The organism is Pseudorhodoplanes sp., from assembly GCF_046289595.1.
Taxonomy (GTDB): domain Bacteria; phylum Pseudomonadota; class Alphaproteobacteria; order Rhizobiales; family Xanthobacteraceae; genus Pseudorhodoplanes.
Window position 1 is genome coordinate 1 of the sequence record NZ_JBKBVB010000010.1, and the last position, 15,616, is coordinate 15,616.

16 protein-coding genes are annotated in these 15,616 nt (G+C 62.9%); 10 read left to right on the plus strand and 6 right to left on the minus strand.

Features of this window, described 5'->3' with window-relative positions:
• Both ACK41X_RS04135 and galE read right to left on the minus strand, forming a co-directional pair.
• The coding region (locus tag ACK41X_RS04135) for an ABC transporter transmembrane domain-containing protein (RefSeq protein WP_409719556.1) at positions 1-1,054 on the minus strand (1,054 nt) is incomplete at its 3' end.
• 133 nt (positions 1,055-1,187) lie between these two features.
• Positions 1,188-2,174 (minus strand): UDP-glucose 4-epimerase GalE, encoded by a 987-nt coding sequence (gene galE / locus ACK41X_RS04140; RefSeq protein ID WP_409719558.1) that lies wholly within the window; start codon positions 2,172-2,174, stop codon positions 1,188-1,190.
• A gap of 142 nt (positions 2,175-2,316) precedes the next feature.
• Between galE and ACK41X_RS04145 the strand changes: the two genes are divergently transcribed.
• From ACK41X_RS04145 to desA, 3 genes are all read left to right on the plus strand, one after another.
• Complete coding sequence (locus tag ACK41X_RS04145) at positions 2,317-3,372, plus strand: glycosyltransferase family 4 protein (RefSeq protein WP_409719560.1); 1,056 nt, start codon at positions 2,317-2,319, stop codon at positions 3,370-3,372.
• A gap of 204 nt (positions 3,373-3,576) precedes the next feature.
• Positions 3,577-3,807 carry a hypothetical protein gene (locus tag ACK41X_RS04150; RefSeq protein ID WP_409719562.1) on the plus strand — a complete coding sequence of 77 codons (231 nt, stop codon included), beginning with the start codon at positions 3,577-3,579 and terminating at the stop codon, positions 3,805-3,807.
• Between the two features lie 209 nt (positions 3,808-4,016).
• A complete protein-coding gene (desA, locus tag ACK41X_RS04155; RefSeq protein ID WP_409719563.1) occupies positions 4,017-5,414 on the plus strand; it encodes a syringate O-demethylase in 1,398 nt (465 codons plus the stop codon).
• Positions 5,415-5,501: 87 nt separating this feature from the next.
• On the opposite strand, the gene ACK41X_RS04160 is transcribed toward desA, so the two are convergent.
• The 4 genes from ACK41X_RS04160 to waaF form a co-directional block, all read right to left on the minus strand.
• The gene (locus tag ACK41X_RS04160) at positions 5,502-5,999 is read right to left on the minus strand and encodes an SRPBCC family protein (RefSeq protein ID WP_409719565.1); all 498 of its coding nucleotides are present in this window, start codon (positions 5,997-5,999) and stop codon (positions 5,502-5,504) included.
• A 3-nt stretch (positions 6,000-6,002) separates the two neighbouring features.
• A complete protein-coding gene (locus ACK41X_RS04165) occupies positions 6,003-6,338 on the minus strand; it encodes an ArsR/SmtB family transcription factor (RefSeq protein ID WP_409719567.1) in 336 nt (111 codons plus the stop codon).
• 184 nt (positions 6,339-6,522) lie between these two features.
• Positions 6,523-7,077, minus strand: coding sequence for a D-glycero-alpha-D-manno-heptose-1,7-bisphosphate 7-phosphatase (locus tag ACK41X_RS04170; RefSeq protein WP_409719569.1), 555 nt, complete (start codon positions 7,075-7,077; stop codon positions 6,523-6,525).
• Between the two features lie 85 nt (positions 7,078-7,162).
• Positions 7,163-8,224 carry a lipopolysaccharide heptosyltransferase II gene (gene waaF, locus ACK41X_RS04175; RefSeq protein ID WP_409719571.1) on the minus strand — a complete coding sequence of 354 codons (1,062 nt, stop codon included), beginning with the start codon at positions 8,222-8,224 and terminating at the stop codon, positions 7,163-7,165.
• Between the two features lie 229 nt (positions 8,225-8,453).
• Between waaF and rfaD the strand changes: the two genes are divergently transcribed.
• Genes rfaD through ACK41X_RS04210 form a run of 7 tightly spaced genes read left to right on the plus strand, consistent with a single transcriptional unit; the run spans position 8,454 to position 15,608 of the window.
• Positions 8,454-9,434, plus strand: a complete 981-nt coding sequence (rfaD, locus tag ACK41X_RS04180; RefSeq protein ID WP_409719573.1) for an ADP-glyceromanno-heptose 6-epimerase — start codon at positions 8,454-8,456, stop codon at positions 9,432-9,434.
• On the plus strand, positions 9,434-10,909 hold the full coding sequence (gene rfaE1, locus ACK41X_RS04185) for a D-glycero-beta-D-manno-heptose-7-phosphate kinase (protein WP_409719575.1): 1,476 nt from the start codon (positions 9,434-9,436) through the stop codon (positions 10,907-10,909). Before rfaD ends, rfaE1 begins: the two co-directional genes overlap by 1 nt.
• A gap of 21 nt (positions 10,910-10,930) precedes the next feature.
• Positions 10,931-11,659, plus strand: coding sequence for an FkbM family methyltransferase (locus ACK41X_RS04190; protein WP_409719577.1), 729 nt, complete (start codon positions 10,931-10,933; stop codon positions 11,657-11,659).
• Entirely contained in the window at positions 11,656-12,411 is a 756-nt protein-coding gene (locus ACK41X_RS04195) for a glycosyltransferase family 2 protein (protein ID WP_409719579.1), read from the plus strand. The genes ACK41X_RS04190 and ACK41X_RS04195 overlap by 4 nt, the downstream gene beginning before the upstream one ends.
• Positions 12,404-13,246 (plus strand): glycosyltransferase family 2 protein, encoded by an 843-nt coding sequence (locus ACK41X_RS04200; protein WP_409719581.1) that lies wholly within the window; start codon positions 12,404-12,406, stop codon positions 13,244-13,246. Before ACK41X_RS04195 ends, ACK41X_RS04200 begins: the two co-directional genes overlap by 8 nt.
• On the plus strand, positions 13,243-14,493 hold the full coding sequence (locus tag ACK41X_RS04205) for an O-antigen ligase family protein (RefSeq protein WP_409719583.1): 1,251 nt from the start codon (positions 13,243-13,245) through the stop codon (positions 14,491-14,493). The genes ACK41X_RS04200 and ACK41X_RS04205 overlap by 4 nt, the downstream gene beginning before the upstream one ends.
• Positions 14,490-15,608 carry a glycosyltransferase family 9 protein gene (locus ACK41X_RS04210; RefSeq protein WP_409719585.1) on the plus strand — a complete coding sequence of 373 codons (1,119 nt, stop codon included), beginning with the start codon at positions 14,490-14,492 and terminating at the stop codon, positions 15,606-15,608. The genes ACK41X_RS04205 and ACK41X_RS04210 overlap by 4 nt, the downstream gene beginning before the upstream one ends.
• Positions 15,609-15,616: the final 8 nt, after the last annotated feature.

A 15,616-nucleotide genomic window follows, 5' to 3' on the forward strand; every position in this document is an offset into this window, starting at 1 on the left:
CCTGGAATTCGACCCGGCCGTTCTCCATGACGAGTTTCGGCTTGTCGTCATCGTCGGCTTCGGTGGACGGCGCGTCGATGATCTCGAACAATTGCCGCACGCCGATCAGCCCGGCATTCAGTTCGAGATTGAGCCGCGCCAGCCGCTTTGCTGGTTCATAGGCGAGGAGAAATGCCGTGATGAAAGAGAAGAACTCGCCCGGCGTCGCATTCATCTCGATGGTGCGATAGCCGCCATAGATGACGCCTGCGGCGATCGCCACGCCCGCCAGCGCCTCCATCATCGGGCTCGAACGGTTCGACACCCGCGCCATCTTGTTGGCTTCGTGTTCGACCGCGGCGACATTGTCGTAATAACGCTTGCGCATGCGGTCTTCGAGCGTGAAGGCCTTGACGATGCGGATGCCCTGGATGGTTTCCTGCATGGTTTCGAACAGCCGCGTGCCGCCGGTGAATTGCGCCTTGGCGACGGCTTTCACGCGGCGCACCAGCTTGCGGATCATCCACAGCGCAGGCGGCGCGATCACTGCGGCCGATATCGACATCACCGGATCCTGGATCACCATCACGGTGGCGAGGCCGACCAGCGACAGAAAATCGCGGCCGACCGAGGTGATCAAAAGGTTCAGCACCTGCGTCGCCGAATTCGAGGCGGCGGCAAGACGATGCAGGAATTCCGACGAGTGGCGTTGGGCGAAAAAACCGAGATTCTGGCGCATCAGCCGGTCGAACAATTTGCGCTGGTTTTCCGCAATGATCGAATTGCCGATCCGCGACAGGATTACCGCCTGGAAATAGGTTGCGGCGCCGCGCGTGCAGAAGATCACGATGGTGATCAGACCGATGATGACGATCGCGGAAAAGCTGCGGTCGACATAGGCCTTGTTGACGATGGTGCCCATCAGGTAGGCGATCAAAGCCGTGCCGACCGCCGTGATCGCCATCAGGACGAAGGCGACGGCATAGGACTTCCAGTGCTTGGCGCCGTATTCGGTCACCAGCCGGCGGATAAGCCTGTAGGAGCTTTCGTTATCGGCGAGGACGTTGGGCGCCATTTTCATCCAGGGGTGGTGCGGCCGGACGCCGCTGCCCGGCCCGCGGGGCTACCTGCCCGCTTGGGCGGGAGATTTCAAGCCTTGCCGCCTGATGCGCGGAGACGCGCAATATTTGGCGCGGCAATTTGCGGCGTCAGCTGTTGCGGGCGTGCAGAATCTGTTCCCATTTCAGGGCATCGGCCACAATGGTCGGCAGATCGTCGAACCGGGGCGTCCAGTTGAGAACCTCGCGCGCGCGGTTGCAGGCCGCCACGATCTGCGCCGGATCGCCGGGCCGGCGCGGGCCGGTCTCGACCCGGAAATCGACCCCCGAGACGCGCTTGACTGTGTCGATCACCTCCAAAACGGAAAAGCCGCGTCCATAGCCGCAATTGAAGGTGGCGCTGCCGCCGCCAGCGCGAAGATAACGCAGCGCGTCGGAATGGGCGCGGACCAGATCGCTGACATGGATATAGTCGCGGATGCAGGTGCCGTCCGGCGTCGGGTAATCGGTGCCGAACACATCCATCTTCGCCCGCAACCCGAGCGCGGTCTGCACCGCGACCTTGATCAGATGCGTCGCGGCCGGTGTCGATTGCCCGGTGCGCATCTGCGGGTCGGCGCCCGCCACATTGAAATAGCGCAGCACCGCGTATTTCAACGGATGCGCAAAGCCGGTGTCGCGCAGGATGATTTCGGTCATCAGCTTGGACGAGCCGTAGGGCGACATCGGATCTGGGGCGGCATCCTCGGGCACCGGTACCGATTTCGGATTGCCGTAGACCGCGGCGGTCGAGGAGAAGATGAAATGCTTAACCCCGCCTTTCACCGCAGCCTCGATCAGGGTGCGGGAATTGGCGGTATTGTTCCTGTAATAGCCCAAGGGGTCCGCGACCGAGTCCGGCACCACGATCGAGGCGGCGAAATGGATGATCGCCTCGATTCCGTGCCGGTCGATGATCGATCGTACGAGGTCGAAGTTTCCCGTGTCGCCCTCGTAAAACGGCACGTCCTCGGGGAAGGCCCAGCGGAAGCCCGTTGAGAGATTGTCGAGCACGACCATGTCCGCGCCGGCGTCGCGCAATTCGTAGACCATGTGGCTGCCGATATAGCCGGCGCCGCCGGTAATCAGGACGGTCATGCAGCAATGTCTCCGCAAAAGAATCGCGACACCATAGGCGAAGGCCGTGAAAAATGGGTAATAAGGACGCAGGCCGATTTCGGTCTCATCCCTCGAGACGCGAGTCTGGCTCGCTCCTCAGGCTGGGAGCGGAGCAAATCAAGTGACCGATCTCGACGTCATCATTCCGAACCTGCACTGGAACTATACCGGCGTCACCGCAACCAACCGCATGATCGCGCCGCGGATCGCGAGGCTGGTCTCGGCGCGCTGGCTAGGGCCGGATGCGCCGGACGGTATTGAAACCATGCGGCTGTCCGAACTTCTGGCGCTTCCTTTCAAGGGCCGGCGGCGGATTGTCTGGCATGCGCGACGCAACAACGAAATGATGGCGGGCCTGTTACTGAAATGGTTAGGCTGGCCGCTCAAGCTGGTCTTCACCTCCGCCGCGCAACGTCATCACACCTGGATCACCCGCTGGCTGGTCCGGCGGATGGACGCGGTGGTCGCGGCCAGCGACCCCGCCGCCTCCTATCTCTCGGTGCCGAGCGAGGTGATCCTGCACGGCGTCGATACTGCGCGCTATCACCCGCCGACCAGCCGCGAAGCCGAATTCCAGATCAGCGGGCTGCCGGGCAAATACGCGATCGGATGTTTCGGCCGGGTGCGCCACCAGAAGGGTACGGACGTCTTTGTCGAAGCGGTATCGCGCGTCCTGCCGCGCTATCCGGATTTCAGTGCGGTGGTGGTCGGTGCCGTCGACGACGCAGCCTTCGAGGCGAAGTTGAAAGAACGCGTCGCCGAAGCCGGGATCGCCGACCGTGTCCGCTTCCTCGGCGAGCGCCCGATTGACGAGGTGCCGCTCTGGTTCCGGCGCATTCTGATTTACGCCTTCACCTCGCGCAACGAGGGCTTCGGTCTTACGCTTCTGGAAGCCATGGCGTCCGGCAATGCGCTGGTCGCCGCGCGTGCTGGGGCCGCTGAATCGGTGGTGACAGGAGGCCAAATCGCGCTACTGGTGCCGCCCGGCGATCCCGCGGCTCTGGCGAACGCGCTCGAGACGCTGATGCGCGATCCGGACCGGGCCGCAGCGATGGGGCAGCGGGCGCGCAACTATGTTGCAACGCATTTCAGCGTCGAGGCGGAAGCCGAAAAGTATGCGGCCGTCTACCGGCGTGTGCTTGGCCGCACCGTCAGAACCGGCCAGCCTGCTGTCTGAAGGCGCGATTTTTGTCTGCTCCATATTGAACGAAATTGTCCGGCGCGATGTTGCGTTGCGCAAACCAAGCGTCGGTATGCGACAAGTTGCGCGGCCGACATCATAAAAATGACAAGCCGTCCGGCTATCGATTGACTGCGCATCCGGACAGGCGCTCAATATAAAGCGACAACAGTCAATCAAGAAAAACGAGGAGGAGAGGCCATGACTGTCGCGTCCCGCATGCATCTTTCCACCATCGGTTCTTTACCCTGTGCTCAATGCGGTCATGCACTCGACCGTCCGGTCTGGTCGGAGCCGGTCGACGACTGCCGGGTTCTGCATCTCTGGAATTGCAGCGATTGCGGCTATGTTTTCGAGACGATGGTCCTTTACGGTGCTGAGGAACGTCTCGCAGAAGAGCGCGCGGAAAGGGTTCCGCCGCTTGCTGCATGATGGGGTGGTGGGCGGCCGTCCCGCCCACATATTTGTCCCTACTCTCGTCGACGCGGCCGCGGACTTTGCTTCGCTGTGGGCTTTCGCCCAAGCACAAGCGCGGTTGCATTCGCATCTGACTTGGACCATTGAAGTCCCGGAAAATTGTATACAGGCGCATAACGGCGTCCGGGACACCGGCCGCACATCCGGCGCCGAGGGAGAAGTCGATGGCTGCCAAGACTCTGGAAGACGTGCTCAACAGCGTGAAGAATCCGGTCGATTTGCTGCGCAATCAGCAGACCGGGCCGAACGTTTATCCGGGTGTGCCGGCCGAATACACCAACTGGCGTGACGAACAGCAGGCCTGGCAGAACACCTGCGTGCTGTTCAATCAGTCCTATCACATGGCGGATCTTGCGGTCGAAGGACCTGATGCGCTGAAGCTGCTCTCGTATCTGTCGATGAACAGTTACAAGGGCTTCGAGCCGAACAAGGCCAAGCAATTCGTTCCGGTGACGCCTGAGGGTTACGTCATCGGCGACGTCATTTTGTTCTATCTTGCGGAAAACAAATTCAACCTCGTCGGCCGTGCGCCGGCGCTAAACTGGGTGATGTTCCACGCCGCGACCGGCAAATACGACGTGAAGGTCGAACTCGATCAGCGATCGGCGCTGCGCACCGACGGCAAGCGCAAGTCCTACCGCTTCCAGGTTCAGGGCCCGAACGCCATGAAGGTGATCGAAAAGGCGATCGGCAAGAAGCCGGAAGAGCTGAAATTCTTCAACATGACCGAGCTGACCATCGGCGGCCGGAAGGTCCGCGCGTTGCGTCACGGCATGGCCGGACAGCCGGGCTGGGAGTTGTTCGGTCCTTGGGAGGAGGGCGAAGAAGTCCGTCAGGCACTGATCAAGGCCGGCGAGGATTACGGGATGCGGCTGGTCGGCGGCCGCGCGTACTCATCGAATGCGCTGGAGTCCGGCTGGATTCCGTCGCCGTTGCCCGCGATCTATACTGGGGAGGGCACCAGGGCCTATCGCCAGTGGCTGCCGGCCAACGGCTACGAAGCGACGTGCTCGATCGGCGGCAGTTTCGATTCCGACAACATCGAGGACTATTACTTTACGCCATGGGACATGGCCTATGGCGGCTTCATGAAGTTCGACCACGACTTCATCGGCCGCGAGGCGCTGGAGAAAAAGGCCAAGGGCCCGCACCGCAAGAAAGTCACGCTTGCGCTTGAGAACGAGGACGTAACCCGCGTGCTCGGCACCCAATTCCAGAAGCACAACCGCGCCAAGTTCATGGACTGGCCGTCGGCGGTTTATTGCATGCACCCGTTCGACCGCGTGATGGTGGACGGCAAGACCGTCGGCGTCTCGACCTGGATCGGTTACTCGTCCAACGAAGGCAAGATGCTGACGCTTGCTGTGATGGAAGAGGAATTCGCCGAGCCCGGCACCGAGGTCGTGTTCCTGTGGGGCGAGCCGCATGGCGGTTCGCGCAAGCCCACGGTCGAGAAGCATATGCAGACCACGATGCGTGCCGTCGTCAGCCCGTCGCCCTATGTCGAGACGGTGCGCAAGGCCTATGCGCCCGGCGGCTGGCGCAAGAAGGCGGAAGGCTGAGGCGCGCCGATTCCCGACCGCTGGCCGAACCGTCCTTGCACCATAGGCGGTTCGGCCTTTCTCTTTTGCGGCCCCTGGTTGGCGGGGCTATCCGAGCTTCGCGACATGGCGCGCCAGCTTGTCCAGCGTTTGCCCGCCATATTCGACCGCGCCGAAGCCGATGGTCGAACTCCGTTGTTCCTTTGACGGATGCATCTGCCGCAGCGTGATCACGGTCTTGCCGTTGCTCTGTTCGTCGAAGGTGACAAGCATCCGGAACCGGCCGGGATCGTCGTCCCGATCCGAACCGTGCTCGATTTCGATCAGCGCCGGCGCCTCCATGCGAAGAAACACCATCCGGTTGCCGTAGCGGGTGCCGTCAGGTGCGACCATGTCGAAGCGCCACATCCCGCCTGGGCGCAGGTTGATCTCCCTCGATTCGATTGTCCAGCCTTCCGGACCGAACCATTCTTGAATCTGGCCGGGGTCGGTCCAGGCGGCGTACACAAGGCTCCGTGGGGCGTCGATGACGCGCGCCAGCACGATCTCACGATCGAGCGGCCAGTCTCGCCAAGGTGAATCGGGGCTTTTGATGGAGGGACTCATCGTTTACTTCTTCCTTTTCATGCGCGCGATATGGGCTTCCAGACGGTCGAGACGCTGTTCCCATGCCGTGACGTGCTGATGGATCCACGCTTCGGTCGCATGGAGGGCGTCCGGTTCGATCTTGCAGGTTCGGATACGTCCGGTTTTCTCGGAGCTGATGAGGCCGCTCTGTTCCAGCACCTGCACATGTTTGAGCAGCGATGGCAGCGCCAGTTCGAATGGCTTGGATAATTCGCTGACGGTTTGCGGTCCCTCGCACAGGCGGCTGACGATCGCCCGCCGGGTCGGGTCTGCGAGTGCCGCAAAGGCGAGGTCAAGATCGATCGAATACTTAGCCATCGCGGAAAGTATTGGCGGCCTTTCAGGCGCCGGTCAAGAGAAACTTTCTCGATTGGCTAAGTATTGTGGCCCCTGCGCGGCCGCTTGCTTGGATTTGCCAGTGCGGACAATCGCCTGTCGCCGCGCCTATCTCGACCGCCCCGGCGGACCGCCGCGGCAACGCCGGTGTCCGCTTTGCAAGTCGTTAGGCAAATGGTGACAACGAGCCAGCGACAATCACGTCCTGGTTGCGAGCCATCAGCAGCCGCTCCACGAAGTCTGCGAGATTGCCGCCTTCGAACAGATGCCCGACAATGCCGATCATCTGTGCCGCACGCAGATCGCTCTCTTTGTCTCCGATCAGGAAGCTGCCGGATTTGTCGACCGGCCATTTTTCCATCAGGTCGAGCAGCATGCCGGGCTTCGGCTTGCGCCAGTCGGAGTCGATCCGGTAGGCGGGGAGCGGCGCGTCGGGATGAAACGGACAGACGCGGATGTCGTCGATACGCGCGCCGTGCTTTGCCAGCTCGCCGCGCATGTGATCGTGCAGCCGCGCGACATCGTCCTCGGTGAACAGGCCGCGCGCGACGCCGGACTGGTTCGAGATGACGAAGACGTGGAAGCCCGCTTCGTTCAGCCGGCGGATCGCCTCGGCTGCGCCGTCGATGAAATGGAAGCGATCGATCGTGCCGATATAGCCGTCGTCGCGGTTGATGACGCCGTCGCGGTCGAGGAAGGCGGCCGGTTTCAGCGGTGTCATCGGTCCGTCCATTGCAGGAGGGCGCGCATCGGGTTGTATTCTAGGCTCCCGCATCCTCCACGCCAGAGGAACGGCGGTTCTACGATTATGAACGCTGGTTTGCGGCTGCCGAGGAGCGCGGCAGGGTCCGGCGGACGGCGTCGAGAACCCGATCCACGGTGACGCCTGTGGTGCTCCGCTCCCTGATATTCGGGTAGCGGCCGGGCGGTTCGATAATCGCCGACAGCGGATTGAGCGGGGCCCAGAGACGTGGAGAGGTCGGGCCGAAAATGGCCACCGTCGGCGTGCCGATGGCTGCGGAAATGTGCATCAGCCCGGAATCGTTGGTGACGGCAAGATCGGCCGCCGCCAGCGCGACAATGGCGTTGCGCAGGTCGTTTCCGGTGAGATCGTAAGCACTTGCACCACCGGCCTTTACGATTTGCGCGGCGATGGCCGCCTCCGCGGGGCCGCCGAGCACCCAGACATCGGCGCCCTGCGCGGTCAGCGATCGGGCCAGCGCGGCGTAATTTTCCGGCGGCCAGGCCTTACCGGGCCCGACCGCTCCTGGCGCCATGGCCACGACCGGGCGTCCGGCTTTGCGCAAGTCGTTGCGGGATAACCAGTTTTCAATTTCTGCCGGAGGCACTACGATCTCGGGCAGGGGATAAGCGCCGGGCAATACCGCGTTTTTGGGTTGGGTTAGGGCAACGAAACAGTCGATCATGCGCTCTAGCTTGCGCTCGCCGAAGCGCATGTCGTTGATCAGGCCAAAGCGAAATTCACCTGCGAAACCAGTGCGTTCCGGGATGCCGGCAAGGAAGGGCGCGAGCGCCGCTTTCCAGGTCCGCGGCATCACCAGCACGGTGCCGTAGCGCTCTTTGGCGAATTGCTTGCCGAGCGCCGCATATTGCGAGAATGGCAGGCGGCGGCGCGGAAGATCGGCGATGATACCTTTGCGGACGCCCGGCAAGTAATCGAGGATCGGTGCGCAGAGCGAACTGGTCAGAAGGTCAATCGGGCGCTGCGGCCAGCGCTGCTTCAGGAGCCGGATGGCCGAATGCACCCGCACGAAATCGCCGATCCACATATAGGGGACGATTAGAATGGGATTGTCCTGCCGGTCGGCAGGGTCCGGAACTGTCAGGCTTTGTGAGACGGAACGCATGCTCTGAAAACTGAACCGGGATTCACTTTTTGCTCGATCCCGGACTGCAAGTACGCCCGTTTGCTGGCTCTTGTCCAATCCGGTGAGGAATTTTGCTCGGGTCGGCTTGCGATGGAGGGCAGCGAACCGGCCCGGATTGACGGGATTTCTCGACCCAAGTTGCACCGTTTCGTCCGGTGGGGCAAAGGAACGGCCCAGGTGCCGGAACGGCCGCGGAGCGGGATTTGCGATGCTTTTGGTGACCGGCGGGGCCGGTTTTATCGGGTCAAATATCGTCGCGAGCCTGAACGAGGCCGGCCGCACCGATATCGTTGTCAACGACAGTCTCGGCACCGATGGCCGCTGGCACAACCTTGCCAAGCGCCAAATCGCCGATTTCGTCCAGCCGCAGGATCTGTGCGCGTGGCTGGAGGGGCGCAAGCTCGAAGCCGTCATCCACATGGGCGCGATCTCGGACACGACCGCGACAGATGGCGATCTAGTCATGCAATCCAATTTTCGGCTCTCGCTCACTTTGCTTGACTGGTGTACGCAGACGCAGACACCGTTCATCTATGCCTCGTCGGCAGCGACCTACGGCAATGGCGAGCATGGCTTTGCCGACGACGACCGGCCCGATTATTTGCGCGAACTGCGCCCGATGAACCTGTATGGCTGGAGCAAGCATTTGTTCGATCAGGCCCTGATCGCCCGCAAGGCGCGCGGTGAGAAGTTGCCGCCGCAATGGGCGGGCCTGAAATTCTTCAACGTCTTCGGCCCGAACGAGTATCACAAGGGCAAGATGATGAGCGTTCTGGCGCGCATCTTCGACGATGCCAAGGCGGGCCAGACTGTGAAGCTGTTCAAGTCGCACAAGGAGGGCATCGCCGATGGCGACCAGCGCCGCGATTTCATCTATGTCGACGACGTTGTCGCCGTGGTGCGATGGCTCTTGGACAGCCCGCGCGTGTCCGGTCTGTTCAATGTTGGCACCGGTCAGGCGCGCAGCTTTCGCGAAATGATCGAGGCAATGTTTGCGGCGCTCTCGCGCCCACCGAAGATTGAATATATCGATATGCCGCAATCGATTCGCGGCCAGTATCAATATTTCACGCAGAGCGAGATCGGGAAGCTGCGGGCAGCCGGCTATAACGCCGGCTTTACGCCGCTCCAGGAGGCGGTGGGTCGCTACGTCTCGCACTATCTCGATCGCGAAGACCGGTATCGCTGATGTTCGATTTCGACCAGAACCTGTCGCGACTGTCCGGTGTCACCGTGCTGTGCGTCGGCGATCTGATGCTGGACGATTTCGTCTATGGCGAGGTTGCCCGCATCTCGCCGGAAGCGCCGGCCCCGGTAATCGCCGTGCGGCGCAGCGAAATGGTGATCGGCGGCGCGGGCAATGTTGCGCGGAATATTGCAGGTCTCGGTGCGCATTGCGTCTTTGTCGGGCTGGTCGGCGAAGACGATGCCGGACGCACGCTGAAAGCTGCGCTCGCCGCGGAGCCCCGCATTGCGACGTCGCTCGTCGTCGACGGATCGCGACCGACGACGCGCAAGGTCCGGTTCGTCTCCGAACATTATGCAACGCATCTTCTGCGCGCCGATTGGGAAGAAGCGCGGCCCGCCGATGCCAGAGCCGAGACGTCGCTGCTCGATGCTGCCCTTGCCGCGTTGTCCGGCGTCGATGCGGTTGTGCTCTCGGATTATGCCAAGGGTGTGCTGACGCCTGGCTTGATCCGGGGGGTGATCGATGCCGCAGTCGCCGCGGGCAAGCCGGTGGTGGTCGATCCCAAGGGCAACGATTACACCATTTATCGCGGCGCGACGATGGTCACGCCGAACCGCAAGGAATTGGCCGAAGCGGTGCGTCGTGATGCGCACGGCGATACTGAAGTGGCGGATGCGGCCGAAGAACTGCGCAATATCCTCGATTGCGATGCCGTATTGGTCACCCGCAGCGATGAGGGCATGACGCTGGTGACGCGCTCAGCTGCGCCGGTTCATGTGCCGGCCTATGCGGTGAAAATCGGCGACGTTTCGGGCGCGGGTGATACGGTGATCGCGGTGCTTGCAGCCATGCTCGGGCTGGGGGCGGACTATGAGGCGGCGATGCGGGCGGCCAATGCAGGCGCGGCGGTCGTGGTCGGCAAGCGCGGCACCGCGACGGTGTCGCTTGCGGAATTGCGTCACCGCATCCTGCCGTCCGCGACGCTGGCTGCCGAGGACAAGATCTTGTTCGACTGGCAGGAGCTTGACGCGCGGCTTGCCGTTTGGCGCAAGCAGGGACTGCGCATCGGCTTCACCAATGGCTGTTTCGACATCCTGCATCCCGGCCACGTCCGGCTGATGGCGCAGGCGCGGGCGGCCTGCGACCGGCTGGTCGTCGGACTGAACAGCGATGCGTCGGTTTCCCGCCTGAAAGGCCCGGAGCGTCCGGTGCAGAAAGTCCAGGCGCGGGCCGAGGTGCTGGCCGCGCTGGAGGCGGTCGATCTCGTGGTCGTCTTCGAGGAGGACACCCCGCGCAACCTGATCGAAAGGGTGCGCCCGAGCGTTCTGATCAAGGGCGCGGATTACACGCGCGAGCAGGTGGTCGGCCACGACATCGTGGACGCCTATGGCGGCGAGGTGCTGCTGGTCGATCTCCTGCCCGGTCATTCGACCAGCGACATTGTCCGCCGCTCGCGTTCGACGGTGAAGAGCTGACCCGGCCGGATGGATCGCACCGTGCCCGCTGTTTTCAAGCCCGAGCTCGAACCCGCGCTGGTGCGTGAATTTTTCGGCAACCGGACCGCCGGCTTTTTCGTCGAGGTCGGCGCCAACGATCCGAAGAAGGACTCGCAGAGTTTCCATCTCGAACAGGCCGGCTGGACCGGAATCCTGGTCGAGCCGTTGCCCGATCTTGCAGACAAGCTCAGGCGCCAGCGCACAGCAAAAGTGTTCGAGGTGGCCTGTTCGTCGCCCGACCGCGCCGGAAAGACAATGACGCTGCATGTGGCAGGCGCATTCTCATCGTTCGACCCCAACCTCGCCGTCACCGGCATGCGCGCCGATCGTATGATCGACGTAAAGGTGCGGACCCTGGACGAGGTGCTGGAGGACGGGGGTGCGGTTGCGCCGATCGACCTGGTGTCGGTCGATGTCGAGGGCCACGAGCTGGACGTGCTCAGTGGATTCGACTTTGCACGCTGGAAACCGCGGCTGGTATTGCTCGAAGACCATGTCGGCAATCTGGCCAAGCATCGCTTCATGACCGCGGCGGGCTATACCCTGATGCGCCGCACGGGCCTGAACGGCTGGTATGTCCCGCGCGGCGATGCGCCGGCGATGGATGTGCTCGGCCGCTGGCAGATTTTTCGCAAGTATTATCTCGCGCTTCCCTTCAGGATGTTCCGCGACACAAAGCGTCGCCTGCGCGACCGTATCCGCTTTCGGCGCGAGGATGCGGTGCGATGACCGTGCGCCTTTCCGCGATCGTCATCGCCAGAAACGAAGCCCGCAATATCGAGGCCTGCCTCGATAGCCTCGCATTCTGCGACGAGCGGATTGTGGTCGACGGCGGCAGCGAGGATGGCACCGCGGCGCTTGCGGCCGCAAAGGGCGCGAAGGTCACAGTTGCAACGGAATGGCGTGGTTTCGGCCCGCAGAAAAATCTCGCGCTTTCGCTCGCAACCGGTGAATGGGTGCTGTCCATCGATGCCGACGAGCGGGTCAGCGAAACGCTGGCGCGCGAAGTTCGCCAAGCCATCACGGAGGGCTTGTCGAATGCCTACGAAATGCCGCGTCTTTCGACATTCTGCGGCCGGCCGATGCGCCATTCCGGCTGGTATCCCGATTATGTGCTCCGCTTGTTTCGCCGCGGCCTGGCGCGCTTTTCGGACGATCTTGTGCATGAGCGCGTCGTATTTGACGGTCCCGTGGGCCGGCTGAAGGAACCACTGATTCATCACCCGGTGTTGCGTCTCGAAGATTCACTGTCGCGGATGGACCGCTATTCCACCGCTCGCGCGGAAATGATCGTCCAATCGGGCCGGCGCGTCTGGTTTTTCACGGGGATCGTCCGCGGCTGGTGGACATTCGTGCAGACCTACTTTATCCGGCTCGGCTTCCTCGATGGACGCGAGGGCTTTCTGCTGGCGGTCGCGAATGCTGAGGGAACCTATTATCGCTACATGAAAGCATGGCTGAAGGGACGAAGCCGTGGCTGATCTGATCTCGGTGATCGTCACAACCTGGAACCGCGAGGATGCCCTCGACGCGGTGCTGCGTTCGCTTGCCGCGCAGACCGACCGGGATTTCGAGGTCATCGTCGCCGACGACGGTTCGGGCGAAGCCACGGCACGGCTGATCGCGACATGGGTTCCAAAATTCGGCAGGCCGTTGAAGCATGTCTGGCAAGAGCACCGCGGCTTTCGTGCCGCCGAAATCCGCAACCGCGCGATACTGGCCAGCGGCGGAGTCTATTGCATCTTTCTTGATGGCGATTGCATCGCGCGCCCGAGCTTTGTGGAAACCCATCGCCGCCTTTCCGAACCGGGATGGTTCGTCACCGGAAATCGCATCTTGATGTCGGAAGCGCTCACGCAAACGGTGCTGCGAGAAGGGCTCGATGCAGAGCACTGGACCTATCGCCAATGGGCGCGCGAGCGAAGTCGTGGCGGCATCAACCGCACGGTGCCGCTGATGCGGCTGCCGCTTGGACCGCTGCGCAAATTGCGGTTTCGCGCCTGGCGCGGCGCGCGGTCCTGCAATCTCGCGGTCTGGCGTCGCGACCTCGATCGGGTCGATGGTTTCGACTGCGCCTATCAGGGTTGGGGGCGGGAAGATTCCGACCTTCTCGTGCGGCTTTTACATGCGGGGGTGCGCCGCAAGGATGGTGTGTTTGCGACCGGAGTCCTGCATCTGTGGCATCCCTCGGCCGACCGCTCCTGGCTGCCGGATAACGACAAGAAGCTGGATGACGTTCGCACCGGGGGCCGCATTGTCGCGCAATCCGGTTTGTCGGCGATGGCGACGACAGCCCGCCCGCAGGTTCCGGTATGAGGGCGCGCTTCGAACGCGTGCAATGGCGGATTGCCGCCGATTGGCTTGCGGTTGCAGCGGTCGCCGCGATTCCGTGGTCGACCTCGGTGAGCTATATCCTGGTCGTCGCCTGGCTCGTCGTGTTCATTCCCTCGAGCGAACCGGACGAATGGCGCAACGTCATGAAGTATCCGGCGGCCTGGCTGCCGGTGGCATTGGTTGCACTGTCCTTTGCGGGTATGGCCTGGGCGTCCGGCGTCGATTGGTCAGGCCGGTTCAACGGCTTTGCCTCGTTCGCAAAACTGCTGGTCATACCGGTTCTGTTGGTGCAGTTCCGCCACTCGCCGCGGGCGCATTATGTCTTCGTCGGATTTGTGCTGTCGTGTTCGATCGTGCTGCTCTTGTCCTTCATGATGGCGCTGACAGGCATGAAGCCGCTGACCAAGGGCTCGACCAGCTATGGCGTTCCGGTTCGCGACTATATTGTGCAGAGTCAGGAATTCATCCTCTGCGCCGTCGGGTTGATCTATCTGGTCTATCTGCGTCTTTGCGAACGGAAGGTGGCCTTGGCGCTGGCGCTCGGGGCGCTTGCCGCGCTGTTCCTGATTAATGTCACGCTGGTGGCGCCGAGCCGTACCGGGCTCGTGACCGCGCCTGCGCTGCTTGTGATCCTCGTCATGGTGCATTGCCGCCGTGCGGTCTCGCTTGCGGTCGGCGTTGCGATCGTCGCAATGGCGGCGGCGGCCTTTGTGGCATCGCCGAAAATTCAGGACCGCATGTTCGGCATTTTCACCGAGATTCAGGACTACCGGACCCGCCAGGTGGCGACGTCGGCGGGGCAACGTTATGAATTCTGGACCATCTCGCTCGATATCGTCGCCAAGGCGCCTGTGATCGGCCATGGCACGGGCTCGGTCCACGAAAGATTTATCCGCGCGGCGGAGGCGCAGGGGTCACCCAAGCCGCCGACCACCAATCCGCATAACCAGACGCTGACCGTCGGCATTCAGCTCGGCTTTGCCGGCATCCTGCTTCTGTATGCGATGTGGCTCTCTCATGCGCTTCTGTTCCGCCCAGGCGGCCTTGCCGGCTGGATCGGCCTTGCGGTCGTCGCGCAAAATGTCATCGGATCGCTGTTCAACAATCACCTGTTCGATTTCGCGCAGGCCTTCATCTACATGTTCGGCGTCGGGGTGGCCGGCGCAATGATGCTCGGACAACGCGAAGAAGCGCGGCTTGGCGTTCGGCGGGCCGCGGTCAAGACGTGACGAAGCGGCTCGATCTGCCGCCGCGCCCGCGCATCCTGGTGGTGGCGCTGCGGCGGCTCGGTGATGTGCTCTTGACGACGCCGCTCACCCGCAGCCTGCGCCGCGCCTTTCCCGACGCACGGATCGAAATGCTGGTTTTCTCGGATACGGCTGCAATCCTTGACGGAAATCCCGATATCGACGCCGTGATCTCCTCTCCGCCACGTCCGAGCGCGGCCGAGAGCGTCGCGCTGGCGCGGCAATTGTTCCGCCACTATGACCTTTCGATCACCACCCAGGCCGGCGACCGGCCTTCCTTCTTCGCGATCGTCGCCGGAAAGACCCGTGTCGGCGTTACCGAGGGTCGCGCGATCGGCAGGATCAAGGGCATGTTCCTGCACCGGCGCATGCCAATGCGCGAGGACTTGCACCGGGTCGCGGAAACGCTTGAACTCGCGAAACTGATCGGCATCGACCCGGTCGCAGAGGTCGTCGCGCCGCGCGCGGAACGGGTCGCGGCCGCACCTGACGGGCCCTATGCGATCCTGCATGCGGCGCCTTTCTTCCGCTACAAGCAATGGCATGCGGCCGGCTGGCGGGCGGCCGCGCAACATCTTTGCGCCCGTGGACTCACGCTGGTTGCGACTGGAGGCCCCAGCGCGGCGGAGAAGGCCTATCTCGACACGATTTGGGATGCGATCGATATTCGCAGGCTCGATGGTGCGCTGTCCTGGCCGGAACTTGCAACGCTCATTGCCGGGGCCGAGGTCTTTCTCGGTCCGGACACGTCGGTCACCCATCTGGCGGCGGCGGCGGGGTGCCCGACGGTGGCGCTGTTCGGCCCCACCGATCCGCGCCGGTGGGCGCCCTGGCCGGCGGGAGGGCTTATCGCCGAGCCCTTTGAGGAGCGGGGATCCGTGCAGCGCCGCGGCAACGTCATTGTGGTCCAAAACCCGCTGCCGGGCATGCCATGCGGTCTCGAGGGCTGCCTCCGGAACGTGCAGAGCCACAGCCTTTGCCTCGACCAGATGTCTGCCGAGACTGTGATTTCGGCGCTGGACATGGCGCTCTCGACCGGCGCGCCGGCGGGGGATCGGGGTGGCGCCGCGCCGCAAACGCCGCTATTCAGTCCGTGACCCGGACA

Bases quoted from the DNA above. Each gene is read 5' to 3' on its own strand.
- desA (WP_409719563.1), top strand. From the start codon at position 4,017: ATGGCTGCCAAGACTCTGGAAGACGTGCTCAACAGCGTGAAGAATCCG.
- rfaE1 (WP_409719575.1), top strand. From the start codon at position 9,434: ATGTTCGATTTCGACCAGAACCTGTCGCGACTGTCCGGTGTCACCGTG.
- ACK41X_RS04150 (WP_409719562.1), top strand. From the start codon at position 3,577: ATGACTGTCGCGTCCCGCATGCATCTTTCCACCATCGGTTCTTTACCC.
- ACK41X_RS04170 (WP_409719569.1), bottom strand. From the start codon at position 7,077: ATGACACCGCTGAAACCGGCCGCCTTCCTCGACCGCGACGGCGTCATC.
- ACK41X_RS04195 (WP_409719579.1), top strand. From the start codon at position 11,656: ATGACCGTGCGCCTTTCCGCGATCGTCATCGCCAGAAACGAAGCCCGC.
- galE (WP_409719558.1), bottom strand. From the start codon at position 2,174: ATGACCGTCCTGATTACCGGCGGCGCCGGCTATATCGGCAGCCACATG.
- waaF (WP_409719571.1), bottom strand. From the start codon at position 8,224: ATGCGTTCCGTCTCACAAAGCCTGACAGTTCCGGACCCTGCCGACCGG.
- ACK41X_RS04165 (WP_409719567.1), bottom strand. From the start codon at position 6,338: ATGGCTAAGTATTCGATCGATCTTGACCTCGCCTTTGCGGCACTCGCA.
- ACK41X_RS04205 (WP_409719583.1), top strand. From the start codon at position 13,243: ATGAGGGCGCGCTTCGAACGCGTGCAATGGCGGATTGCCGCCGATTGG.
- rfaD (WP_409719573.1), top strand. From the start codon at position 8,454: ATGCTTTTGGTGACCGGCGGGGCCGGTTTTATCGGGTCAAATATCGTC.
- ACK41X_RS04160 (WP_409719565.1), bottom strand. From the start codon at position 5,999: ATGAGTCCCTCCATCAAAAGCCCCGATTCACCTTGGCGAGACTGGCCG.